At 72.9% G+C, this 23,552-nt stretch carries 22 protein-coding genes and 1 pseudogene; 12 read left to right on the top strand and 11 right to left on the bottom strand.

The window, feature by feature from the left end; translation table 11 throughout:
- Positions 1-4: 4 nt before the first annotated feature.
- A complete protein-coding gene (gene yidD, locus Aau02nite_RS48075; protein WP_212990163.1) occupies positions 5-367 on the bottom strand; it encodes a membrane protein insertion efficiency factor YidD in 363 nt (120 codons plus the stop codon).
- A 68-nt stretch (positions 368-435) separates the two neighbouring features.
- On the opposite strand from yidD, the gene Aau02nite_RS20655 reads away from it, so the two are divergent.
- Positions 436-1,185 carry a hypothetical protein gene (locus Aau02nite_RS20655; protein ID WP_212990162.1) on the top strand — a complete coding sequence of 250 codons (750 nt, stop codon included), beginning with the start codon at positions 436-438 and terminating at the stop codon, positions 1,183-1,185.
- 17 nt (positions 1,186-1,202) lie between these two features.
- On the opposite strand, the gene treZ is transcribed toward Aau02nite_RS20655, so the two are convergent.
- From treZ to glgX, 3 genes are read right to left on the bottom strand one after another with little or no spacing between them, the layout of a single operon-like run.
- Complete coding sequence (gene treZ, locus Aau02nite_RS20650) at positions 1,203-2,936, bottom strand: malto-oligosyltrehalose trehalohydrolase (RefSeq protein ID WP_212990161.1); 1,734 nt, start codon at positions 2,934-2,936, stop codon at positions 1,203-1,205.
- Positions 2,936-5,203: a malto-oligosyltrehalose synthase gene (treY, locus tag Aau02nite_RS20645; protein ID WP_212990160.1), complete on the bottom strand. Its 2,268-nt coding sequence runs from the start codon at positions 5,201-5,203 to the stop codon at positions 2,936-2,938. Before treY ends, treZ begins: the two co-directional genes overlap by 1 nt.
- Position 5,204: 1 nt before the next feature.
- Complete coding sequence (gene glgX, locus Aau02nite_RS20640; RefSeq protein WP_212990159.1) at positions 5,205-7,316, bottom strand: glycogen debranching protein GlgX; 2,112 nt, start codon at positions 7,314-7,316, stop codon at positions 5,205-5,207.
- Between the two features lie 367 nt (positions 7,317-7,683).
- Here glgX and Aau02nite_RS20630 point away from each other — a divergent pair.
- The 4 genes and pseudogenes from Aau02nite_RS20630 to Aau02nite_RS20615 form a co-directional block, all read left to right on the top strand.
- Positions 7,684-8,313 (top strand): annotated as a pseudogene (locus Aau02nite_RS20630) (amylo-alpha-1,6-glucosidase); the annotation flags it as partial.
- Complete coding sequence (locus Aau02nite_RS20625) at positions 8,268-8,546, top strand: glycosyltransferase (RefSeq protein ID WP_246595304.1); 279 nt, start codon at positions 8,268-8,270, stop codon at positions 8,544-8,546. The pseudogene Aau02nite_RS20630 and the gene Aau02nite_RS20625, both read left to right, overlap by 46 nt.
- 81 nt (positions 8,547-8,627) lie before the next feature.
- Positions 8,628-9,602 (top strand): ATP-binding cassette domain-containing protein, encoded by a 975-nt coding sequence (locus Aau02nite_RS20620; RefSeq protein WP_212990156.1) that lies wholly within the window; start codon positions 8,628-8,630, stop codon positions 9,600-9,602.
- Positions 9,599-10,450, top strand: coding sequence for an ABC transporter permease (locus Aau02nite_RS20615; RefSeq protein WP_212990155.1), 852 nt, complete (start codon positions 9,599-9,601; stop codon positions 10,448-10,450). Before Aau02nite_RS20620 ends, Aau02nite_RS20615 begins: the two co-directional genes overlap by 4 nt.
- 32 nt (positions 10,451-10,482) lie before the next feature.
- Here Aau02nite_RS20615 and Aau02nite_RS20610 read toward each other — a convergent pair whose 3' ends face one another.
- Together Aau02nite_RS20610 and Aau02nite_RS20605 are read right to left on the bottom strand one after the other, a co-directional pair.
- Complete coding sequence (locus Aau02nite_RS20610) at positions 10,483-11,544, bottom strand: hypothetical protein (RefSeq protein WP_212990154.1); 1,062 nt, start codon at positions 11,542-11,544, stop codon at positions 10,483-10,485.
- Between the two features lie 345 nt (positions 11,545-11,889).
- Positions 11,890-12,486, bottom strand: coding sequence for a TetR/AcrR family transcriptional regulator (locus Aau02nite_RS20605; protein WP_212990153.1), 597 nt, complete (start codon positions 12,484-12,486; stop codon positions 11,890-11,892).
- Between the two features lie 109 nt (positions 12,487-12,595).
- Between Aau02nite_RS20605 and Aau02nite_RS20600 the strand changes: the two genes are divergently transcribed.
- On the top strand, positions 12,596-13,309 hold the full coding sequence (locus tag Aau02nite_RS20600) for an SDR family NAD(P)-dependent oxidoreductase (protein WP_246595303.1): 714 nt from the start codon (positions 12,596-12,598) through the stop codon (positions 13,307-13,309).
- A gap of 12 nt (positions 13,310-13,321) precedes the next feature.
- Here Aau02nite_RS20600 and Aau02nite_RS20595 read toward each other — a convergent pair whose 3' ends face one another.
- From Aau02nite_RS20595 to Aau02nite_RS20585, 3 genes are read right to left on the bottom strand one after another with little or no spacing between them, the layout of a single operon-like run.
- Complete coding sequence (locus Aau02nite_RS20595; protein WP_212990151.1) at positions 13,322-14,239, bottom strand: ketopantoate reductase family protein; 918 nt, start codon at positions 14,237-14,239, stop codon at positions 13,322-13,324.
- Between the two features lie 6 nt (positions 14,240-14,245).
- Entirely contained in the window at positions 14,246-14,512 is a 267-nt protein-coding gene (locus tag Aau02nite_RS20590; protein WP_212990150.1) for a UBP-type zinc finger domain-containing protein, read from the bottom strand.
- A complete protein-coding gene (locus Aau02nite_RS20585) occupies positions 14,509-16,083 on the bottom strand; it encodes a Na+/H+ antiporter (protein WP_212990149.1) in 1,575 nt (524 codons plus the stop codon). The genes Aau02nite_RS20590 and Aau02nite_RS20585 overlap by 4 nt, the downstream gene beginning before the upstream one ends.
- 142 nt (positions 16,084-16,225) lie before the next feature.
- On the opposite strand from Aau02nite_RS20585, the gene Aau02nite_RS20580 reads away from it, so the two are divergent.
- The 6 genes from Aau02nite_RS20580 to Aau02nite_RS20555 are packed head-to-tail and all read left to right on the top strand — an operon-like array spanning position 16,226 to position 22,055.
- Entirely contained in the window at positions 16,226-17,230 is a 1,005-nt protein-coding gene (locus Aau02nite_RS20580) for a 3-oxoacyl-ACP synthase III family protein (protein WP_212990148.1), read from the top strand.
- The gene (locus tag Aau02nite_RS20575; RefSeq protein ID WP_212990147.1) at positions 17,227-17,958 is read left to right on the top strand and encodes a glycosyltransferase family 2 protein; all 732 of its coding nucleotides are present in this window, start codon (positions 17,227-17,229) and stop codon (positions 17,956-17,958) included. Before Aau02nite_RS20580 ends, Aau02nite_RS20575 begins: the two co-directional genes overlap by 4 nt.
- Positions 17,958-19,409 carry a class I adenylate-forming enzyme family protein gene (locus Aau02nite_RS20570; protein WP_212990146.1) on the top strand — a complete coding sequence of 484 codons (1,452 nt, stop codon included), beginning with the start codon at positions 17,958-17,960 and terminating at the stop codon, positions 19,407-19,409. The genes Aau02nite_RS20575 and Aau02nite_RS20570 overlap by 1 nt, the downstream gene beginning before the upstream one ends.
- Positions 19,406-20,140, top strand: coding sequence for a glycosyltransferase (locus tag Aau02nite_RS20565; RefSeq protein ID WP_212990145.1), 735 nt, complete (start codon positions 19,406-19,408; stop codon positions 20,138-20,140). Before Aau02nite_RS20570 ends, Aau02nite_RS20565 begins: the two co-directional genes overlap by 4 nt.
- Positions 20,137-21,219 (top strand): cytochrome P450 family protein, encoded by a 1,083-nt coding sequence (locus Aau02nite_RS20560; RefSeq protein ID WP_212990144.1) that lies wholly within the window; start codon positions 20,137-20,139, stop codon positions 21,217-21,219. Before Aau02nite_RS20565 ends, Aau02nite_RS20560 begins: the two co-directional genes overlap by 4 nt.
- Positions 21,210-22,055, top strand: coding sequence for an NAD-dependent epimerase/dehydratase family protein (locus tag Aau02nite_RS20555; protein ID WP_212990143.1), 846 nt, complete (start codon positions 21,210-21,212; stop codon positions 22,053-22,055). Before Aau02nite_RS20560 ends, Aau02nite_RS20555 begins: the two co-directional genes overlap by 10 nt.
- Here Aau02nite_RS20555 and Aau02nite_RS20550 read toward each other — a convergent pair.
- Positions 22,043-22,678: a fibronectin type III domain-containing protein gene (locus tag Aau02nite_RS20550; protein WP_212990142.1), complete on the bottom strand. Its 636-nt coding sequence runs from the start codon at positions 22,676-22,678 to the stop codon at positions 22,043-22,045. The genes Aau02nite_RS20555 and Aau02nite_RS20550 overlap by 13 nt on opposite strands.
- A 53-nt stretch (positions 22,679-22,731) precedes the next feature.
- Complete coding sequence (locus tag Aau02nite_RS20545) at positions 22,732-23,436, bottom strand: EcsC family protein (protein ID WP_246595302.1); 705 nt, start codon at positions 23,434-23,436, stop codon at positions 22,732-22,734.
- Between the last annotated feature and the right edge of the window lie 116 nt (positions 23,437-23,552).

Below are 23,552 nucleotides of genomic sequence, written 5' to 3'. Positions count from 1 at the left end.
AAGGTCACGGAAGGGGATCCGCGGTCCCGTACCCGACGCCGGGCCGGCAGCGCCGCAGCCGCCGTGTGGTCAGCCGCAGGCCCTCGCCCGCGCCGTAGCGCTGCACCGCCTCCAACCCGTAGGCGCTGCACGTGGGCGCGAAGCGGCAGCGGGTCGGCAGTCGGGGCGATAGCCGGCGATAACCACGGATAGCGGCCATGACGGCGCTGCCAGTGCGTGAGCCGGCACCCGCACGGGTCGGCCGGGACAAGGCGAGCAGGATCGCCGACACCAGGCCGAGGCCCAGAGACGGCAGCTCGCAGATGGTGCAATCGCACCCCTCATACCATTTGGTCTTACGCTTGGCGCGCTGCTTGTCTCCCGGCATGACGCCATCGTGGCGTACCCGTGCGACGGGTCCGCATGGTGGCACGAAATCCGGGGTACCGGGACCACATGAGAATCGTTCCTGTCGTGGCAGTGGCTGCCCTCGGCACCGCCGTGGCAGTGCGGGTCGCTCGCTCCCGGGAACGCCGCTTCCTGCATCCCGACGGCCGCTCGTTCACCGGGGATCTGGAGGTCTGGGGTGCGCTCCAGCCGACCGGCGCGGAGCTGTTCGACCGCCCGGGCCGGCATCCGGTCACCCTGCGGATCTCCAAGGGCATCGGCACCCGGCCCGGCCGCGCCGACATCCTCGGCGTCGCCGTACGGGTGCACGGGCCCGTCGCGGGACGGCGGCACGACCTGCTCTTCTCCACCTCCGGCAAGGGCCGGGTGCTGCGTCACGTGCCGGTGCCCCGGACGAGCTTCGACACCGTGTACGGGTCGATCCTGCCGTACCGGACCGGCTCCGGACGTACGTTCCACCTCGGTGTGCAGGCCGACCCGGACGCCGGACCGCTCGGCCGTACCCTCGAATCCGTGACGGCCGCGGCCCGGCACGACGGCGCGGTCCTGCTGCTCGCTCTGGCCGACGGCGCGGCCGTCGAGGTCGTCGGCCGGCTGCGTTTCGGCGCGGCGCTGGCCGCGAAACAGGACGCGGATCTGGCGTTCGACCCGGTGCGCAACGTCGCGGCGGACCTGCATCCCACCGGCCTGGTGCACGGCAGCCGCGCGCTGGCCTACCCGCTGAGCCAGCGCTGGCGCGGCGCCCGGACGGCGGCGCGGAACCCGGCGGCCGTGGCCAGGACGAACCTGCACCGCTGACCGCCGGGTCACCGCACTCAGCGGAAGGCGACCACCACGGCCGACTCCGGCGGGAGCTCGACCCGGTCGCGCTGCAGGACGACGCCCTGCTCGGTGGCGAGCAGCACGCTGCGCGGCACCGCCCGCAGGCTGATCGTCTGCGGGCCCGCCGCCAGGTTCACGGCCACCGCGCAGTCACCGCGGCGCATCACCACGTACTGGTCGCCGTGCCAGACCTCGACCTTGTCCAGGCGCGGGTCGGACAGGTCGGCGCGGCTGCGGCGCAGCGCGATCAACTGCCGGTGCAGCTGGAGGATCTCCGCGTGGCCGGGCTTCTCCCGCTCGTCCCAGTCCAGCTTGGAGCGCTCGAACGTGGCGGGGTCCTGCGGGTCCGGCACCTCGGCCTCGGCCCAGCCGTGCGAGGCGAACTCGCGGCGCCGGCCGTTCTGCACGGCCGCGGCCAGCTCCGGCTCCGGGTGGCTGGTGAAGAACTGCCACGGGTTGCTGGCCGCCCATTCCTCGCCCATGAACAGCATCGGGGTGAACGGCGAGGTGAACAGCAGCGTGGCGCCGATCTTGAGCCGGCCCGGCGACAGGGTCGCGGACAGCCGGTCACCGATCGCCCGGTTGCCGATCTGGTCGTGGTTCTGCAGGTAGGCGACGAACCGGTGGCCCGGGATCCGGGTCCGGTCGACCGGGCGGCCGTGCCGCCGGCGGCGGAAGCTGGACCACGTGCCGGCGTGGAAGAACGCCCCGGTCAGTACGGTCTCCAGGCTCTCCAGCGAGCCGAAGTCGCCGTAGTAGCCCTGCCGCTCGCCGGTCAGCAGCGCGTGCAGGACGTGGTGCACGTCGTCGTCCCACTGGCCCTGCAGGCCGTAGCCGTTCGCCTCGCGACCGGTGATCAGCTTCGGGTCGTTGAGGTCCGACTCGGCGATCAGCGACAGCGGCCTGTTCAGGTGGGTGGACAGGCTCTCCACCTCGGCCGCCAGCTGCTCCAGCAGGTGTACGGCGTTGTGGTCGGCCAGCGCATGCACGGCGTCGAGCCGCAACCCGTCGACGTGGTAGTCGCGCAGCCAGCTGAGCACGTTGTCGATGATGTAGCGGCGGACCTCCTCCGACAGCGGCCCGTCGAGGTTGACCGAGTCGCCCCACGGGTTGCTGCCGGCGGCGCTGAGGTACGGCGCGAACATCGGGGCGTACGCGCCGCTGGGGCCGAAGTGGTTGTAGACGACGTCCAGCACCACCCCGATGCCCTTACGGTGGGCGGCGTCCACGAAGCGCTTGAGACCGTCCGGGCCGCCGTACACCTCGTGCGGGGCGTACCAGCAGACGCCGTCGTAACCCCAGTTGTACTCGCCGTTGAAGGAGTTCACCGGCAGCAGCTCGACCAGGTCCACGCCGAGCTCGACCAGGTGGTCCAGCCGCTCGATCGCGGCGTCGAAGGTGCCCTGCGGGGTGAACGTGCCGACGTGCAGCTCGTAGAGGACCGAGCCGGGCAGCTGGCGACCGGTCCAGGAAGCGTCGGTCCAGGCGAAGGCCGAGTGGTCGTACACCCGGCTGGGACCGTGCACGCCTTCGGGTTGCCACGCCGAGCGCGGATCCGGCAGCGCGCCGTCGTGGTCCGGCAGCAGGTACGCGTAGTCGGTGCCCGGCCCGGCCTCCGGCACGTCGAGGCGCCACCAGCCGTCGTCGCCGCGTTCCATGTCACGGTCCGTTCCGTCGATCCGCAGCCGGACGGTCTTCTCGGGAACCCAGACTTCGAAGAGCGTCATTACTCTTTCACCAGCAGTGCGACGGGATAGGTGTGCAGCAGATCGGCCACCGCCAGGCGGTTACCGCCGTAACTGGTATTCGTGAACACTTCCGTCCACGTGTGGCCGTCGAGTGTCAGCGTGGTGTCGTGCCAGCCGCCGTGGCGTGACAATCCGACCGGCAGCCGGGTCGCCACGGCCACCACGCCGCCGCGGTCGAAGGCGAGCACGTGGTCGGAGACCCGGCCCTCGGCGTAGACGCTGCGGTAGCCGGTGAACAGCTCCGGCCGCTGCCGGCGCAACCGCAACGTACGGCTGGTCACCAGCAGCTTCGCCGCGCCGGTCTCGTCGACCGGCGGCTGCCAGCCGTCGTCGAGGCGGCCCAGCAGCTCGCGCCGCAGGCCGAAGTCGACCGGCCGCCGGTTGTCCGGGTCGACCAGCGAGAAGTCCCACAGCTCGGTGCCCTGGTAGGTGTCGGGCACGCCCGGCATGGCCAGCTGGACCAGCTTCTGGCCCAGCGAGTTGGCCCAGCCCGGCGCGGTGATCGACGCGGCGAAGTCACCGATCTCGGTGTGCAGGGCCGGGTCGTCGTAGATCTTGTCGACCATCTCGCGCAGCGCCGTCTCGAACCGCTCGTCCGGGTGCTGCCAGGTGGTGGCGGCCGCGCCCTCGCGGGCGGCCTTGAGCGCGTACGCCTGCAGCCGCTCCCGCTCGATCGGCCAGGCCCCGACGGCGGCCTGCCAGATCAGGTGGGCCAGCGCCGGATCGCTCAGCGGGGCGGCGCGCACCCAGCGGCGCACCACCTCGGTCCAGTCCCCGGGCAGCTCGCTGAGCACGGCGAGCCGGGCCCGCACGTCCTCACTGCGCTTGGTGTCGTGGGTGGAGAGCGTGGTCATCGTCTCCGGCCACCGGCGCTGCCGCTCGCCGGCGTACTCGTGGAACTCGTCGGGATAGACCCCGAACTTGGCCGGGTCGTTGCCGACCTCGTTGCGGGCGGTGAACCGGGTCCACCGGTAGAACGCGGTGTCCTCGACGCCCTTGGCCATGACCGCGCCGGTGTACTGCTGGAACCGGGCGGCCAGCTCGTCGTCGGGGCGCCGCAGCCGGGCGGTGAGCTGGTCCAGGGCCGGGATCAGGCCGGGGCGCCGCCGGCCCGCCTCGGACCGCGCCTTGGCCAGGTGCCGGGTGCCGAACGGCAGGTAGGACCGGTAGACCGGGAAGCAGGCGGCCAGCTCGGCCAGCGCGCGCGGAGCGGCCTCGATCTCCGGCACCAGCCGGCACATCCGGGCCAGTTCGGCGGCGAGCAGCGTGGTCGCGGCCTGCAGCTTGGTCTCGTGCACCAGGTCCTGCCAGCTGCGCTCACCGCCGGTCAGGTGATGGTCGAGGGTGTCGAAGAACGCCTCCGTGCCCGGGTCCACGAAGACGCCGCAGACCTCGGACAGCGCGTCGTAGCCCGTCGTGCCGGCCACCGGCCAGTCCGGGAGCTCCTCGCCGGGCTCGAGGATCTTCTCGACCGTGAGCCAGGCGTCCGGGGCGCGCTCGTGCAGCCGGCGCAGGTAGTCGCCGGGGTCACGCAGGCCGTCCGGGTGGTCGACCCGGATGCCCTGCACCGCGCCCTCGTCGTACCAGCGCAGGATCTCGCGGTGGGTCGCCTCGAAGACCTCGGGGTCCTCGACCCGCAGGCCGGCCAGGTCGACGATGGCGAAGAACCGGCGGTAGTTCAGCTCCGAGTCGCCGCGGGTCCAGTTGACCAGTTCGTAGTGCTGGCGGTCGTGCACCTCGCGGGCGGTGCCCCCGCCGGTGCCGTCGGCGATCGGGTAGCGCTTGTCGTAGTAGTGGAGCTCGTCGCCCTCGACCTTCAGCTCGTCCAGCGCGGCCGGGTCGTCGGCCAGCACCGGCAGCAGCAGCCGGCCGCGGGACCAGTCGATGTCGTAGAACTTCGCGTACGCCGACTGCTCGCCGTGCTTGAGCACGTCCCACCACGTCGGGTTGTGGGACGGGACGCCCACGCCGGCGTGGTTGGGCACGATGTCGATCACCAGGCCCAGGCCGGCCCCGTCCAGGGCGACCTTGAGCGCCAGCCGGCCCTCCTCGCCGCCGAGCGCGGGGTTGACCTGGTTGTGGTCGACGACGTCGTAGCCGTGCTCGGAGCCGGGCGTCGCGGCCAGCAGCGGCGCGGTGTAGAGGTGGCTGACGCCGAGGTCGGCCAGGTATTCGGCGAGTTCGGCCGTGGACTTCAGGGGGAATTCGGGGCGGACCTGGACACGGTAAGTAGCAGAGGGGGGCAATTTAAACCGTCCTGTCCAAGACGATGAGCGAGCGGTCCGGCACGAGGATGGAGGAGCCGGCCTCGACGACCGAGGGCCGGTCCGGGGACGGTTCCGCGGTCTCGATGACCTTCTCCCACTTCTCGCCGTACTCCGCGGGGGGCGTATGGAACTCGATGGGCGCGTCGTGGGCGTTGAAGAAGAGCAGGAAGGAGCTGTCCACGTGGCGCTGGCCGTACTGGCCGCGCTCGCGGATGCCCTCGCCGTTGACGAACAGGGCCACGGCCCGGCCGAAGTCGTTGCCCCAGTCGTCACCGGCCATCTGCCGGCCGTCCGGGGTGAACCACTCCAGGTCGGGCAGCGGGTCGCCGCCGCCACGCGCGGTCACCGGCAGGCCGGTGAAGAAGCGCCGGCGCTGGAAGACCTGGTGGCGGTGGCGGAACGCGGTCAGCTTGCGGGTGAACTCCAGCAGCGTCTCGTCGGCGTTGTCCCAGTCGATCCAGCTGATCTCGTTGTCCTGGCAGTACGCGTTGTTGTTGCCCTGCTGGGTGCGGCCCAGCTCGTCGCCGTGCGAGATCATCGGCACGCCCTGGCTGAGCATCAGCGTGGCCAGGAAGTTGCGGCGCTGCTTGGCCCGCAGCTGCAGCACCTGCTGGTCGTCGGTCGGGCCCTCGGTGCCGCAGTTCCAGGACCGGTTGTGGCTCTCGCCGTCGCGGTTCTCCTCGTTGTTGGCCTCGTTGTGCTTGTCGTTGTACGAGACCAGGTCGTTGAGGGTGAAGCCGTCGTGCGCGGTCACGAAGTTGATCGAGTGGAACGGCTTGCGGCCGTCGTCCTGGTAGAGGTCGGCCGAGCCGGTGATGCGGCTGGCGAACTCGGCCAGCGTGGCCGGCTCGCCGCGCCAGAAGTCGCGCACGGTGTCGCGGTACTTGCCGTTCCATTCGGTCCAGTTGGGCGGGAAGTTGCCGACCTGGTAGCCGCCCGGGCCGACGTCCCAGGGCTCGGCGATGAGCTTGACCTGCCCGACCACCGGGTCCTGCTGGACGACCTCGAAGAAGGTGGACAGGCGGTCGACGTCGTAGAACTCGCGGGCCAGCGTGGAGGCGAGGTCGAAGCGGAAACCGTCGACGTGCATCTCGGTCACCCAGTACCGCAGCGAGTCCATGATGAGCTGGAGGCTCTGCGGGCTGCGCACGTTGAGGCTGTTACCCGTACCCGTGTAGTCCATGTAGAAATTGGGCTGATCGTCGACCAGACGGTAGTAGGTCCGGTTGTCGATGCCCTTGAGGCTCAGCGTCGGGCCGAGGTGGTTGCCCTCCGCGGTGTGGTTGTAGACGACGTCGAGGATGACCTCCATGCCGGCCATGTGCAGCGCCTTGACCATGGCCCGGAACTCGCTGGTCTGCTGGCCGAGCGACCCCATCGCCGAATAACCGTGGTACGGCGCGAAGAACCCCAGCGTGTTGTAACCCCAGTAGTTGCGCAGTCCCAGGTCCGCCAGGCGGTTGTCGTGCACGAACTGGTGCACCGGCATCAGCTCGACCGCGGTCACCCCGAGCTGCTTGAGGTGCTCGATGATCGCCGGGTGGCCGATGGCCGCGTACGTGCCGCGCATGTCCCGGGGCACCTCGGGGTGCCGCTCGGTCAGGCCCTTGACGTGCGTCTCGTAGATCACCGAGTGGTGGTACGGGATGTCCGGCCGGCGGTCGTTGCCCCAGTCGAAGTACGGGTTGACCACGACACCCTTGGCCATGTGCGGCGCCGAGTCGAGGTCCGACATCTCGTCCGGGTTGTCGAAGTCGTAGGCGTACAGCGAGGGGTGCCACGCGATGTCCGCGTCGACCGCCCGCGCGTACGGGTCCAGCAGGAGCTTGTGCGGATTGCACCGCAGCCCCCGCGACGGGTCGTACGGCCCGTAGACCCGGTAGCCGTAACGCTGACCCGGCTCGACCCCGGGCAGGTAGGCGTGCCAGACGAAGGCGTCCTGCTCGTGCAGCTGTACCTTCCGCTCGTTGCCCGACGGATCGAACAGGCACAGCTCCACGGCCTCGGCGACCTCGGAGAAGATCGCGAAGTTGGTGCCCGTGCCGTCGTACGTCGCGCCCAGTGGATACCGGTGACCCGGCCACACCTGCATGTGCTGCTCCCACCCTCGACCGTTGGTGCCCTGCGGCCGCGAGGCCTCGCCGCGGGGGCGGGCCGTGTCTTCCCCGCCCGGGCGGGGCTCAATCCTGTGCGACCGTGTCAGCGGTCATTCTCACCGATGGGACTGGCGGCGTCCCGGCGACTGTCCGGTTACCCACTGAGACTTCCCCCATTCGCTGCGGACATTCCATGAAATTGGGTGGTTTAACAGGTTCCACAATGAGCATTGCGCCATGGTGGCGCTGAGTGAGCTTCCCGCATGACGATGCCGATCATTCTCGAACCACAGACCTGCGGTTCGCTCGCGGCCGACGGCGGCACCGAGCACGAGTGGCCGGTCACCGACGGGCTGGGCGGATTCGCCTCCGGCACGGCGTGCGGCCTGCGCACCCGAGCACGGGCCGGTGACGCCGCGGATCGGCAAACCGGTGAAGATCAACGTGCTCTGGGTGAACGCACTGGCCGCGCTGGGCGACCTGCTGGAGGAGGCCGGCCGCGACTCGGATGAGCTGCGGGCCCGGCACGCCCGGGCCTCGTTCGCCGCCCGCTACCGAGCGCCCGAGGGCTGGCTGTACGACGTGGTGGACGGGCCCACCTCGGCCTACCCGCTGGGTGCCGGCGCCTTCGACGACGACCCCTCGCTGCGGCCCGACCAGTTGCCGGCGTGGTCCCTGCCGCACCGCCGCTGGCCGGCCCGGCCGAGCGCGACCGCGACCGGGCCGCCGTCCGCGCGGTCGGCGCCGCGCTGCTCACCCCGCTCGGACTGCGCACCCCTCGCGCCCACCGAGTACCGCTACCAGGGCGCCCACCGCGGCGGCCGGGACGAACGAGGTGACGGTGGTGACCCGGCACGCCCCCGGCGCGCTGCGCGAGGAGTACGCCGAGGGTGTGCACATCGTCCGCGCCCCGGACGACCCGCCGGAGTTCCCGGTCACCGACGGCGGTGTCGCAGACCGGCGGGCTGGCCGAGATCGTCGAGCACGGCGTGACCGGGGTGCGCTTCAGTCCGCAGGATCCGGCTTCGCTGGCCGCCTCGGTCGGCGACGTCCCGGCCGACCGGCACTACGCCCGCCGCCTGGCCCGCCGCGGCCGGCGCCGGGTCCGCGACGACTTCGCGTGGCCGGCGATCGCCGCCGACACCGTGGCGGTCTACGCGGCGGCCGGCGCCGACGGCAAGGTCACCCGGGCGGCCCAGGACGTGCTGGCGCTGGCCGGCTCCTGAGCGCCTGAAACCTGGCGGGCGCCCCCAAAATGTCACACCGGTACGCCAGGATGCCTGCATGGACAGCCAAGGGTTCTCATCATGAGCGCACCGGCGATCGAGACCTCCGGTCTCGTCAAGATCTTCGGGGCCAACCGCGCGGTCGACGGCGTCGACCTGACGGTGCCGGCCGGCACCGTCTACGGCCTGCTCGGGCCGAACGGAGCAGGCAAGACCACGGTGGTACGCATGCTCGCCACGTTGCTGCGCCCCGACGGCGGCAGCGCCCACGTGTTCGGCAACGACATCGTCTCCGAGGCTGACGCCGTCCGCGCCCGGGTGAGCCTCACCGGTCAGTACGCCTCGGTCGACGAGGACCTCACCGGCACGGAGAATCTCGTCCTGCTGGCCCGCCTGCTCGGTCATTCCCGGCCGCGGGCCCGTGAGCGGGCGGCGCAGCTGCTGGAGGCCTTCGGCCTGACCGAGGCCGCCGACCGGCAGGTGAAGAAGTATTCCGGCGGCATGCGCCGCCGCCTGGACATCGGGGCGAGCATCCTCAACACTCCCGACCTGCTGTTCCTGGACGAGCCGACGACCGGCCTCGACCCGCGCAGCCGCAACCAGGTCTGGGACATCATCCGGATGGTGGTGGCCAACGGCACCACCGTCCTGCTGACCACGCAGTATCTCGACGAGGCGGACCGGCTCGCGGGGCGGATCGCGGTGATCGACCACGGCAGGGTCATCGCCGAGGGCACCCCCGGCGAGCTGAAGTCGTCGGTGGGCGCGGGCACGATCCACGTCCGGCTCCGCGACGCCGCCCAGCGCCCCGCCGCCGAGCGCATCATCGCGACGGCCCTGGAGACGGCCGTCGAGCTGGACGCCGACCCGGTGTCCCTGACCGCGCGGGCGGTGGGTTCCGAGCAGGGCGCCGCCGAGCACGCGTCCCGGGCGCTGGCCGCCCTGGCCACGGCCGGGATCGTGGTCGACGACTTCGCCCTCGGCCAGCCCAGCCTGGACGAGGTCTTCCTGGCCCTCACCGACCGGCCGGCCCAGCAACAGGAGGTCAACGCATGAGCACCACGACCACCACCCCCGACGCGGCGACCGCCTACGCCCCGTCGGCCGAGACGCTGGCCGCCGTGCTGAGCCGGGGCGAACGCCCACCACGCCCGAGCGCACTGTCGGCCTCACTGACCTTCGGCTGGCGCGCGATCCTGAAGATCAAGCACGTCCCCGAGCAGCTCTTCGACGTGACCGCCTTCCCGATCATCATGACGCTGATGTTCACGTACCTCTTCGGCGGTGCGCTGGCCGGCTCCACGGGTGAATACCTCCAGTTCTTCCTGCCCGGCATCATGGTCACCAGCGTTGTGATGATCACCATGTACACCGGCGTGGGCTTGAACACCGACATCGAGAAGGGCGTCTTCGACCGCTTCCGCACCCTGCCGGTGTGGCGCCCGGCGGCCCTGGTCGGCATGATCTTCGGCGACGTGCTCCGCTACATCCTGGCCGCCCTGGTCATCATGTCCGTCGGCTTGGCCCTGGGCTTCCGCCCCGAGGGCGGCGTAGCGGGCGTGGCCGCGGCGATCGGCCTGCTGGTCGTCTTCTCGTTCGCCTTCTCCTGGGTCTGGACCATGTTCGGCCTGTTCCTGCGCTCGGAGAAGTCGGTGATGGGCGTCAGCATGCTGGTCCTGATGCCGCTGACCTTCCTGAGCAACGTCTTCGTCGACCCGCGCACGATGCCGGGCTGGCTGCAGGCCTTCGTCGAGGTGAACCCGATCAGCCACCTGGTGACGGCGGTCCGCTCCATGATGTCCGGCGCCTGGGACATGAGCGAGATCACCTGGACCCTCATCGCCAGCGCGGCCTTCGTAGCGGTCTTCGGCACGCTGACCATGCGCCTCTACAACCGGCGGTGAGTGCGGTGGGGGCGGCGCCCCGCCCGCCTCCGTCAGCCGGTCTGGGTCAGCACATCGTTGAAGATCTTCTGAATGACGGTCTTCTTCGCCGGCGGGGCGAACGCTCCCACCCCCACCTGCCACGCCCCGCCGGAGGTCGTGAAGAAGTGGCTCATGTCGAGGGTGTACCGCCCCTTGGCATCGGTCGGCGTCTCCACGTACCAGGTGCTCTTGTCGTACGCCCGCCCCTTTGCGCCCGGGTCGAACCATTCCGCGGTCAGCCGGTCCCGCTCCGCCTCCCCGCAGGGCGCCGGGCACGGCCGCAGCATGATCTGCAGCCTTTGTCCGCTTCCCGGGTTGCCCTCGTCGATGCACACCCGGGCCTGCGCCTCCGGGAGGTCGATGCGGCCGGCCAGGCACCCCCAGGTGCCGGGCGTGCGGAACGCGAACGGCCACCCGGCGAAAGCCATCGTGTACGTGTCTTCCCCGGCCGCGTACGCCGGACCGACGAGCTTGCGGACGGGCGCGGACCGCAGGGTGGGCTTGTCCGAGGGGACCGCCCCCGTCGCGCCCGGACTGGGTTCCGTCGTTCGCGGCCGGGCCGGGATCGGCTCCACGGCGGTGGGCCGGGCCACCGGGGTGCCGGATTCCGAGTCGTCGATCAGAGCCGCCGCGCCGAGACCGCCGCACACGCACAGCAGCAGGACCAGCGGCACCACCACGAGCGCGATCGCCGCCGGCAGACCGCGGTACTTCTGTGGCGCCGGCCCGATCGCGCCGTCGAGCAGGGCGATCGCCGGTGCGCGGTACTCCACCTCGGCCACCTGGCCGGGATGGACCGGCACCACCGTGTCGGCAGTGCCGATCCGCGACGGCAGCAGATACGGCACGTGCACGTGGACGTGGTGCTGCCCGGGCGGCACCGGCACGACGGTCCGCCCCCAGCGGGCGGCAACCGGCTGACCGTTGATCGCAAGGTACGGCTTGAACAGGGCCAGCATGAAGGTCAGCCACGAGTACCGGGCAGTCACCGCGATGGCGGTCGAGCCCTGGTACCCGGGACCGGGCGGTGGCGGAGGCGGCGCGCCCCACGAGGGCTGCGGCGAGTCGTACACGGCGATCCTTCCGATCAGAGCTGCGAAGCATACGGCTGCGGTCAGCCGGTCCTGCCGCGGGAGGTCCGGCCGGATCGGGCCGCGCCTGGACCGGCAGTCCGCGCGCCCAGCCGCGACCCGGCCCAGGCCCGCCCGCCCATGCCACCCGGCCGGCCCGGCGGCCGATCCCTCGGCCTGGACCGGCCGCTGGGCCGAGAACCGCCCCACTCCGGCCCGGTGCTGAGGTTGGCCTACGCCGGGACGCTTACCGCAAGGTCGGTCGGTTTATTCGGCCGCCGGTGTTGCAGCTGGTCGGCGCAGGGACGCACGTCGTCGCATGACGCGGCAGTCACCACCAGCACGCGGTCAGGCGGTGAACGATCGGAGGTAGGCCAGGGCCGCCTTCATCGATACCCGCATCGGTTCGGCGGTCCGGGCAGTCTGGCTGAGGATGCTGCCACCCTGGAGCGCTGTCAGCAGGACCATCGACAGCTCGTCGAGGTCGGCTTCCGGGCGGAGCTCGCCTCGTTCGCGCATCGCTCGCAGGCCGTCGTGCAGCAGGGACTGCCAGCGCTGGAAGGCGTTGCACAGGTCTTCGCGGGTTTGTTCGTCGCTCGGGCTGAGCTCCCCCGCCAGAGACGTCAGCGTGCACTCGCCGCGGCCGCTGTTGTGTTCCTGGTGTTCGATCGCGGCGTCGGCCCAGGCCCGCAGTGCGTCGAAGCTGTCCAGGGCGCCCATGACCGGCCGGCCGGGGATCAGCGGCGCCTCGGCCTGGCGGGTGATGACCGCCCTGATCAACGCCTGCTTGCTGGCGAAGTAGTGGTACAGCTGCGAGCCGCTGATGCCGGCCGCCTTCCGCACGTCCTCCGTGCTCGTGCCGGCCACACCGTGCTGGGCGATGAGCTCCGTCGCCGCCTCGAGGATGCGTTCCCTGGTCGCCTGCCCTTTGCGGGTCAATGTCACCGGCCCAGCCTAGCGGAATGGGTTGCACATCCCAAAAAGACGCGGTAGGAATGGGTTCATCAACCCAGAACGGAGTCACATGTCTTCTCTAGCAGGAAAAACAGCCCTGGTGACCGGGGCCACGGCGGGTATCGGCCGGGCCGTCGCGGTGCGGCTCGCGGAGAACGGCGCCGAGGTCGTGGTGCACGGTCGGGACTCCCGGCGCGGGGCCGAGCTGGTGTCCGCCATCGCCGAGCGGGGTGGCCGGGCGCGGTTCGTCACCGCCGACCTGTCCGCCGCCGCGGATGTCGAGCGGCTGGCGGCCGAGGCCGGAGCAGTCGACATCCTGGTGAACAACGCCGGGGTGTACGAGTTCACCTCCACTCCCGGCACCAGCGCCGACAGCTTCGACCGGCATCTGGCGATCAACACCCGGGCGCCGTTCCAGCTGGTCGGGGCGCTGACCCCGGGCATGGTCGCCCGTGGCCACGGCGTGATCGTCAACATCAGCTCGACCGCCGCCACCTCCGTCGCGCCGGTCGGGGCCGCCTACGGCGCGTCCAAGGCCGCGCTGGAGACGCTGACCCGCTACTGGGCCACCGAGTTCGGGGGCGCCGGCATCCGGGTCAACGGGGTCGCGTCCGGTCCGGTGCGCACCCCGGGGACGGCGCCGCTGCTGGCCGCCTTCCCCGACGCGATGGATCAGGTGACCGCGCGTGGCCGGATCGGCGACCCGGAGGAGATCGCGGATGTCGTGCTGTTCCTGGTCGAGCAACGCAGCAGCTACGTGAACGGGACCGTGGTGGCCGTCCACGGTGGAGAGCGCAGCCTGCTGCCGGGCTGACGGCCCGAGGAGCTAGCGGCTGCGGCTGTAGACCGACAGGTTCGTGTAAGCGGCGGCGTACAGCGGCGCGTCCACTCCCAGCCGCTCCGCGTGGGCGACCAGGTCCCCGACGATCGCGTCCGCCTCGACCGGCCGGCCGGCCTGCATGTCCCGGTACATCGACGACGTCGTCGGGACCTTGCGGGCGTTGGTGATGCTCCCGCGCAGGAACGTCAGCGCCTGCTCGCGCGGCGGGTGGCCCGCCGCCGTCACGATGGCGACCGCTTCGGCGATCACCCGATCGGTGAAGGCCGGGCCGCCCGGCGCCGCCAGCACCTCACCCACCGGGCTGCGCATCAGCGTCGTCACCACGCCCAGGCTGGCCAGGAACAGCCACTTCTCCCACATCTGCCGGGTGATCGCCGTCGTGCCCTCGGAGTCGAAATCCGCCCCCGACAACGCTTCGGTCACCGCCGGCAGGCGCGGGTCCGGGCCACCGTCCAGCGGACCGTACGCGAGCCGCTGCAGTCCGGTGAGCTGCACGACGTCGCCCTCGTCGGTCAGCGTGCCGGCGATCATGCACACGCCGCCGTACACGTGAGCGGGCCCGAACGCCGAGACCAGCGCGTCGATGTGCCGCATGCCGTTGAGCAGCGGGACGATCACCGTCCCCGGTCCCACCGCCGGCTTCAGGTCCCGCAGTGCCCCGTCCAGGCCGTAGCTCTTCACGGCGAGCACGATCAGGTCGTACGGGCCGTCGATCTCCCCCGCCGTGACCGTCCTGACCGCGATGGTGCTCTGCCCGGCCGGGGAGTGGATCCGCAGGCCGCGTGCGGCCAGCGTGGCCGCGCGGGCCGGGCGGACCAGGAACGTGACGTCCCGGCCCGCCTCGGCCAGCCGGCCGCCGAAGTAGCCGCCGGTCGCGCCGGCCCCGACGAAGAGCGTCCTCATCGGGGCTCAGACACCGAGTACGTCGTCAACGAAGCACCACTTCCACTTCTCACCCGGCTCGTAGGAGCGCATCACCGGGTGGCCGTCCGTTTCGTAGTGGGTGGACATGTGCCGGCGCGGCGACGAGTCGCAGCAGGCCACGTAGCCGCATTCCAGGCACAGGCGCAGGTGCACCCAGTCGCGGTGGCCGTCGGCCACGCACTCGGGGCACCCCTGCTCGTACGGCGCCTGCGGGGTCGGTTCCCCGGCTTCCTTGAGGTGCTGGCAGGTCAATCGTCACTCCGGTTCAGCTGGGACTCTTCCAGGTCGAGGTCGCGCTGGGCGCGGTTGAGCACCTCCTCGGAGATGCGCCCCTCGTTGCGGGCGATCTTGAAGACGTGGCGCTCTGCGGTAATCATCTCCCGACGCAGCCGACCGTACGCCGCCGACGGGGTCTCCTGCGCCTGATTGCCGAGGCGTTCCCAGGCGCTGTTGGCCCGGCTGTCGGTCAGCGCGCGCAGCCGGTCCACGACCGATTGCGGTGCTTCGCCGGCTGTCGCTTCCAGCCGTTCCAGCGCCGCCCGGCTCGCCGCGTGCTGCACTCCGGCCTCGGCCAGGGCGTCCTCGGCGGTGGTGTCCTCCCTGACGCCGAGGCGCTGCGACAGCAGCGGCAGCGTGGTGCCCTGGATCAGCAGGGTCAGCACGATGACCGCGAAGGCGACGAAGACGAACAGCTCGCGCGGGTAGTCGGCGTTGGCCACGTCCTCGTTGAGCGGCAGGGTCAGCGCGGCGGCCAGGGTGACCACGCCGCGCATGCCGGCCCAGGCGATCACCGTGGGCACGCTGGGCGGCGGGCGTTCCTCCCGGGCCCGGATCCGGGGGATCAGCCGGGCCAGGTACGTAGCCGGATACATCCACGCGAACCGGACGAGCACCAGGGTGAGGAACACCGCCGCGGTGACCGTGACCGTGGTCTGCAGGTCGCGTTCGATCCGGCTGATCAGGTCGCGGATCTGCAGACCGACCAGGAGGAAGACCACACCTTCGAGCAGGAACGTGATCAGCCGCCAGACCGCGTCCATCTGCAGCCGCGAGGTCGCCGACAGCAGGTACGGGATCCGGTGGCCCAGGTAGAGCCCGGCCACCACGACCGCCACGACGCTGGAGGTGTGCATCCGTTCCGCCACGATCACCACGACGAACGGCGTGAGCAGCGAGACCGCGTCGTCGAGCAGCGGGTCGGTGATCCGCTTGTGCAGCCAGGCCGCGCCGATCCCGAACGCGAAGCCGAGCAGGAGGCCGCCGCCCGCCTTGAGCGTCACCTCGCCGGTGATCTCCCAGAAACCGACGGCCGAGCCGAGCAGCGCGCCGATCGAGATCCGCAGCAGCACCAGGGCGGTCGCGTCGTTGAGCAGGCTCTCGCCCTCGAGGATGACGACCACCCGGCGGGGCAGGCCGATGCGACGGGCGATCGCGGTGGCCGAGACCGCGTCGGGCGGGGCGACGACGGCGCCGAGCGCGACGCAGGCCGCGAACGGCACCTCCGGCAGCAGTGCGTGCACGACCACGCCGACGGCGAACGCCGTGACCACGATGAGCCCGACCGCGAGCAGCAGGATCGGGCGCAGGGCGCGGCGGAAGGCGACCACGTTGGTCTGCAGCGCGGCGACGTAGAGCAGCGGCGGCAGGATGCCGATCAGCACCAGCTCCGGCTCGACCTCCACCTCCGGCAGGCCGGGGACGAAGGACAGGCCCAGGCCCGCCACCAGCAGGACCAGGGGCGCGACGAAGCCGAGCCGCCGGGCGAGTGCCGCGCCGAGCACGGAGATCGCCACGAGCACGACCGTGTCGACGATGGGTTCCATGCCCGGAAGCTTAGAGAAGTCCGGGCCCGCCGCCCTGTGGCGCCTCCCACCCCGGCAGCCCCTGGTCCTGGTCGCGGGGCCTAGGAAGAATGAGCCGTTCTACTCACGCCGCGGACCCCGGCACTGCTGAAGGCTGGCGCCCATGACGACGACCGTTCCCCGCGTGGGTATCACCGCCGTGGCCAGCTCGCTGCCCGAGCAACGGCTGACGACCGCCGAGCTGCAGGAGCGGGTGGCCGGCGGCCTGCCGTTGCCGCCCGGGATGTTCGCGCAGGCCACCGGCATCACCACCCGCCGGGTCGCCGCCGACGGCGAGTACGCCTCCGACCTGGCCGTCGCCGCCGGGCGGCAGGTGCTCGAGCAGGCCGGCCTCGATGCGCTGGACGTGGACCTGCTGCTGTTCGCCTCGGCGACGCGGGACATGGCCGAGCCGGCCACCGCGCACGTCGTGCAGGCCGCGCTGGGTGGCCGGGCGCACGCCCTGGACGTGACGAACGCCTGCAACAGCTTCCTCAACGGCATCGACCTGGCCCGTTCGATGATCCTGGCCGGGCGGGCCGGCCGGGCGCTGGTGGTGACCGGCGAGACGCCGACCCGCGCGATGCGGCCCCGGCTGGACGGCATGCGGCAGGCCCGCCAGGCGTTCGCGGGTTACACCTTCGGCGACGCCGGGGCCGCCGTGCTGGTCGAGCCGGTGGCCACCGGCGGCATCCTGGACGTGGACGCCGAGACGCACTCGCAGCACTGGGCGGTGGGCGGCATCTTCGGCGGCGGCTCCCGGCATCCGCGCGGTGACGAGCACACCTACTTCACCGGCGACGGGCACAAGCTGCGCGGCGTCTTCGAGAAGATCGGGCTCGGCCTGGTCGAACGTGTCCACCACCGCACCGGTCTGGGCTGGGACGACTACGCCCGGGTGCTCGTGCACCAGGTGACCCTGCCCTACCTGCAGCGGTTCGTGGAGGTGGCCGGGGTGCCGGTGGACAAGCTCGAGGTGACCGTGCCCGAGCTGGGCAACATGGCCAGCGCCACGCTGGGCGTCCAGCTCGCCCGGGTGCGCCCCGCGCTGCGCACCGGCGACAAGGTGCTGCTGGTCGGGCTGGGCGGCGGCGTGAGCCTGATGACCATGATCTGGGAGGTGTCGTGACCGCGCTGTGGGTGATCGTGCCGGCGTACAACGAGGCCGGGCGGATCGCTCAGACCCTGCGGGCGCTGGCCGCGCAGACCGACACGGACTTCGAGCTGCTGGTGGTGGACAACGGCTCGACGGACGGCACCGCCGCCATCGCTCGCGCGTTCGTCGCGCCGTTCCCGGTGCACGTGCTGGTCGAGCCGGAGAAGGGCGTCGGGTGCGCGGTCGACACCGGCTTCCGGCACGCGATCGCGGCCGGGGCGACCATGCTGGCCCGTACGGATGCCGACTGCCTGCCCCGGCCCGGCTGGCTGGCGGCGGCCCGGGCCGGGCTGACCGGTGGCGCCGGGCTCATGTGCGGGCGGATCACCGCGCGCCGCGACGAGCACGGCCCGGCCGGACGCGCCCTGTTCCGCCTGTTGGTGGCGATCGCCGCCACCTTCGGACGGCTCCGGCCGGCACACCGCGCGGACGGCTACCGGGCGCCGTACCGGATGCACGCGGGCAACAACATGGCCATCACCGCGCAGCTGTACGAGGCCTGCGGCGGCATGCCCCGGCGCCCGTCCCCGACCGACCGCACCTTCCTCAACCGGGTCCGCCGCAGCACCACCGCGATCCGGCACAGCCGCACGATGGTGGTGGAGAATTCCACCCGCCGGCTGGCGGCGTACGGGATCGTCGGCACCGCCAAGTGGTATCTGGACCGCGGCAGCGGCCCGCTCACGGCGGATCCCCGCTGATGCTGGGCGAGCTCATCGCGGGCCTGCGCGACGACGACTACCGGCCGGCCGTGCTCGGCGCCGGGCGCACCGGGCGGACCGTGGTCCGGGCCACCCGCGCCGACCTGTCCCGGTTGACCGGCGGATATGCGACCGCTCTGCACGCGCGCGGGCTGGTGGCCGGGGACACCGTCGGCATCGCCGTGCGCCCGGGGCCACGGTCGCTGGCGGTGCTGCTGGCGGCGTACCACCTGGGTCTGCGGGTCGCGGTGCTGGACCCGACCGCCGGGCCGGAGGTGCTGCTGTCCCGGCTGCGGCTCGCCGAGCCGCGGCTGGTGCTGGCCGACGCCGCCGCGCAGGCGGTCGCCGGCTGGGCCGCTCCCCTGGCCCGCCGCGCCCACCTGGCTCTGCCCGACCTGGCCGCGCTGGCGCCTGCGGTGACGATCGGCCGCCGGCTGCCCGGCACCGCGCCCGGCCTGGTCCCGGCGCGCGGACCGGTCCCGGCGGCGTTCGACGGCGACGGCGACGCGGTGGTGGTCTTCACCTCCGGCACCACCAGCCGGCCGCGCGCGGTCGTGCACACCCGGACCAGCGTCTCCGCCGGCATGCGGGCCGTGCGCAACCTGGTGCTGCCGGTGCCCGGCCGCCCGGTGCTCGGCGGCACCTTCTTCGTCCTGGTGCCGTCGCTGGCCGGCGGCGCGCCGGTGGCGTTGCCGGCGCGCCGGCCGCGGACCTTGGTCCGGCAGCTCGCGCGGCTGGCGCCGCAGGCCACCTATCTGACGCCGCCACAGTTGCGGGCCGCCCTGGCCGCCGGGGCCCGGTTCACCGGGCGGATCTACAGCGGATCGGCCCCGGTGAGCGCGGGACTGCTGGCCGCCGTCCGGCGCGCGGGGGCGGAGCAGGCCTGGGGCGTGTACGCCCTCACCGAGGTCTTCCCGGCCGCCGCGGTGGAGAGCGCCACCAAAACGGCGTTCGCCGGGCCCGGTGATCTCGTCGGTGAGCTGCTCCCGGGGGTACGCGCCCGGGTCGGCGAGGACGGTCAGCTGCTGCTCGCCGGGGCCAACGCGGCGGACCGCTACCTCGGCGAGCCACCCAGCCCGTGGGTGGCGACCGGCGACATCGGCCGGGTCGACGGCGGCACGGTGGTGCTCGGCGGCCGGTGCAAGGACATGATCCTGCGCGGCGCCGAGAACATCTACCCGGGCCTGTACGAGCCCGCGCTGCACGTCCCCGGCGTCGAGCTGGCGGTGATCGTGGGTGTACCGGCGGGTGACGGCGACGAGCGGGTCGTGGCTGTGGTGCAGCCCGCGGCCGGCGCCGCGCCGGAGGCGGTCCGGGCCGCGTTGCGTGTGCCGCTGGCCCGGATGGGCTCGGCCCGGCCGGACGCGGTGGTGCTCGCCGAGGTGCCGCTGGCCGGGCGGTCCCGCAAGCCCGATCGCGCGGCGGCGGCACGGCTGGCGGCGCGCGCATGAGGGACCTCGCGGTGATCGTGCCGGCCTACAACGAGGCCGCGCTGCTGCCGGGCCTGCTGGCGGCGCTGGCGGCGCAGTCCGATCAGGACTTCACGCTGGTCGTGGTGGACAACGCCTCGACCGACGGCACGGCCGCGATCGCCGCCGCCCATCCCGGCGACGTGGTGGTCCTGCGCGAGCCGGAGCCGGGGGCGGGCACGGCGGCCGACACGGGTTTCCGGCATGCCATCGCCGGTGGCGCGACCCGGCTGCTGCGTACCGACGCCGACTGCCTGCCGGCCCGCGACTGGGTGGCCACCGGCCGGCGCCTGCTCGACCGGGCCGACCTGGTGTGCGGGCGCAGTGTGCCGCGCCGCGACGAGGGACCGAGCCTGGCCGAGCGGCACCTCTACCCGGCCGTCGTCCGGCTGGCCGCCCGTTACGGCGGGTGGCGGCACCGGTCCCCGGCCTACCGGTGCCCGTTCGTGCTGGTGCACGGGCACAACGTGGCGATCACGGCGGAGCTCTACCAGCGCTGCGGTGGCACACCCCGGGAGGCCCTCGGCGACGGCTCGGAGGACGTGACGATGCTGAACAGGGCCCGCCGGCACAGCGACCGGGTGGTCCGCGCCGAGGACCTGGTCGTGGAGTCGAGTCTGCGCCGGCTGCGGGCCTGGGGCGCCCGCCGCACCCTGCTGTGGCACTGGGACCGGCGGTACCGGCCCGCGCCGGCCGCGGTGCACGTCCGATGAGGGCGCGCTCCCGGGACCGGCTGGTCTATCTCGGCAGTCATCCGGTGCTGTTCGCGTTGCTCGCCGCGGCCCGGCTGCGGCCGGTGCTGCGGCTCGGCGGCACGCTGCTGATCAACGACGCCGAGGCGTACACGGCCGGACTCACCCGGATCCCGCTGGACCGTACCGCCGAGGGCACCACCGGCGGGGCCGCGGGCCGGCTCACCGGCGGCGATCTGCTGTTCGACCAGCACGGCGACGATCACCGGCGGGCGCGGCGCGGCACGGCCGACGCGCTGGGAGCGGCCGGGGTGCAGCGGCTGCGCCCGATCTGGACGGAGGTGCTCGACCGGGGGCTCAAGCCGCTGGCCGACGGGGAGACCGTTGATCTCGTACCGGTGGTGACGGAACTGGCCGGGACCACCGCGGCGGCGTTGCTCGGCCTGGAGATCGACGGCCCGGCGCTGGCCGCGGCCGCCCGCGAGGCGGCCGCGACGGCAGCCCGCTCCCACCTGCCGGGCCCGGGCCGGCGGCGGGCCCTGACCCGGGCGCGGGCGGCCACCGACCGGCTGTCCGCGCTGGTCGCGCCCGAGGGCGGGCCGGAGACCGGACTGGCCGTGATGCTGGCGGTGGCCGCGGTCAACACGACGGTCGCCGCACTGCCGCGGGCCGCGGCCTGGGCCGCGGACGCCGATCTCTGGGGGTACGCCGGGAGCCCCGCCCTGGCCACCGAGCTGCTGCGGGTCACGGCCCCCACCCCGCTGCTGCCCCGCGTCGCCGCCGAGCCCGGCCGCCTGCCCACGGCCGCCGGCGGCTGCCCGGTCCACGCCGGCGACCGGATGCTGCTCATCGCCCGGCATGCCGTCGGCGCCCACCACCTCGACCCGGACCCGGGCGCACCCGCACCGGCGCACATCGCCCAGCTCGTCTTCGGGGTCGGCCCGCATGCCTGCCCGGGTGCGCGGCTGGCCCGGGCCCAGCTCGGCGATCTGTTGCAGGCGCTGGCGCCGCTGCGCCCGGTGGTGGTGCGGGCCCGGCCGGATCGCCGTGCGGCCCTGCCGGGCTGGGGTTCCTTGACGGTACGGGCGACATGCGGCTAGCTGTCACCGGCGCGTCCGGCTTCTGCGGCGCGGCCGTGGCCCGCCTCGCCGTGGCCCACGGGCACGACGTGCTCTGCCTCGGTCGCCGCCCCGGGCCGGTGGGCCGGCACGTCGGTTGGGACGCCGCCCGGGAGCTGCCCGACCTGACCGGCGCCGACGCCGTGGTGCACCTGGCCGCCGCCGTCGGTGACCCCCGCCCGGGGCGCCGGGCCGAGGCGGCGTTCCGGGCCGTGAACGTCGACGGGACGGCGCGGCTGCTGCGCGCGCTGGACGGCCGGCCGCTGGTGTGGGTGAGCAGCGCCAGCGTCTACCGCCCGGGCCCGTACCCGGCGCCGGTGCACGAGGATCATCCGGCCGACGGCCAGCGGGGCGTGTACGGGCGGACCAAGGCGGCCGGGGAACGGCTGGCCCTGGCGGCCGGTGCGGTGGCGCTGCGTCCGCGGGCGGTCTACGGCGACGGCGACCGGCATCTGCTGCCGCGGCTGCGCCGGGTGGTGCGTGGGGGCCGGGCGTGGTTGCCGGGACCGGACGTGGGGATGAGTCTCACGGCGGTGGAGAACCTCGCGGAGGCCTGCCTGGCGGCGGTGGGGTGGCCCGGCGGCGCGTACAACATCGCCGACGAGCGGCCGTACCGGCGTGACGAGGTCTTCGCCCGGGCCCTGCGGGTGCCGGTGCGGCACGTGCCGGCCGGGCCGGTCCGGGCGCTGGCCGCGGTGTCCCCGACGGTCACCCGCTATGCCGTCGATCAGCTCACCGACGGCATGGTCCTGCGGCTGGACCGGGCCCGGTCGCTGGGCTACCGCCCGGCCCGCACCCTGGCCGACTACTTGGTGTAGACGACCGACGAGCGGAAGACCGTCGCCGCGTGGGTGCCGTCGCCGCTGCGGCGGGTGACCACCGCGTCGACCGTGAACACGTAGCCGGTCCTGCGGTCGAGGTTGGGCACGGTCGCGCGCAGGTAACCGCACGGGTTGCCCGGCTTGACCGTCACCCAGCCGACGTCACGCTGCTCGCCGTGCTTGAGATCCTGGCTGACCGCGGTGATCCGGAACTCGACGATGTTGTAACCGCCGACGTTGTACCAGCTCACCGTGGCCGAGGTGGTGCCCGGCGTGGCGGTCAGGGCGTTGATCTTGTTGAAGTGCGGGGTGTCCCGGGCACAGGTGGCCGACGGGGTGGGCCGCACCACCGGGGGCAGCGGCAGGAAGCCCCGGGTGGTCGCGGTCGGGGCCGGCGAGACGCCGGTGCTGGGCCGCGGGGCCGGCGTGGCACTGCCCTGGGCCACGACCAGCCACTGGTCGCTGCCGGTCACCTCGGAGGTGATGTCCGTACCGCCGCCCTTACTGGTGCTGGGCGCGGTGAACATGCTGCAGCCGGTGAGCAGCAACGGGGCCACCAACAGCGGGAGCCACCGCTTGCGCAACGGCAAGCGGCCCCCGGCGTTCGTGTCCCTGTCCATCACAGGAGCACTCATCGACAACGCTCGAGCGGACTTTAGGACTCGGCGGGCCCTCAGGAGCCGCCGCGGTACAGCTCCGTGGTGCGCTGGGCCAGGTCCTTGGTCGCGGCGGAGTTCGCCCAGGTGCCCAGCACGACCGCCGCGCCGGGGATGACCTTGGCGGCCATCCGCCGCGCCGCCTTGACCCCGGCCATCTGGGCCAGCTTGACGCCGAGCTTGAGCATGACCCCGGTCAGCGGCTGGCCGGCCGAGGTCGCGAAGAGCCGGCTGGCGCGTTCCCGGCCCGCGGCCACGCCGAGCGCGAGCCGGGCCGCCTCGGCCGCCTTGTGCACCCGCTGCAGCACCAGCAGATCGGTGGCGCGTTCCGGGCCGGTCGGGTCGACGCCGTACGCGGCAGCGATGTGCAGCACCATGCGCGCCTGGGTCCAGGCGAGCACGCCCACGTCCACCACCGCGCCGGGCAGACCGGTGGCGCCCGAGACGGCACCGGAGAGGCGGGCGTGGTTGGTGAAACGCCGGACCACTTGTTGGGCCAGCGCGTCCGCGGTGAGGTCGGGGTGCTCCTGGCGGGAACGCTCGGCCCAGCGCTGCGCCTCGGGGCCGAGCCGGCGGACCGCCTCCAGGGCGAGGTGCTCGGGGGCGTACTGCGGGTCCGCCTTCATCCGGGCCCAGAGTGTCCCGGGCGGGCCGGCGGGGTCCGGCCCCTGGTCAGAGGCGTTCGGTGGGGTCGGGAGGGCGGGTACGGCGGAATCGGTCACCAGATCACTCCGAGGGGTCGAGAGGGGATCTCCTTCCATTGTGCCGTGCAGCTGCACGTGCACGGCAACGTTTGGCCGGATCCCACGCTGTGCGTCCGCCCGGTGACGCTCACCGC

Origin of the sequence: Actinoplanes auranticolor (assembly GCF_018332655.1) — a bacterium.
Taxonomy (GTDB): Bacteria; Actinomycetota; Actinomycetes; order Mycobacteriales; family Micromonosporaceae; genus Actinoplanes; species Actinoplanes auranticolor.
The sequence above is the reverse complement of the archived record's forward strand: the minus strand, read 5'-3'. Positions and strand labels throughout refer to the sequence as shown.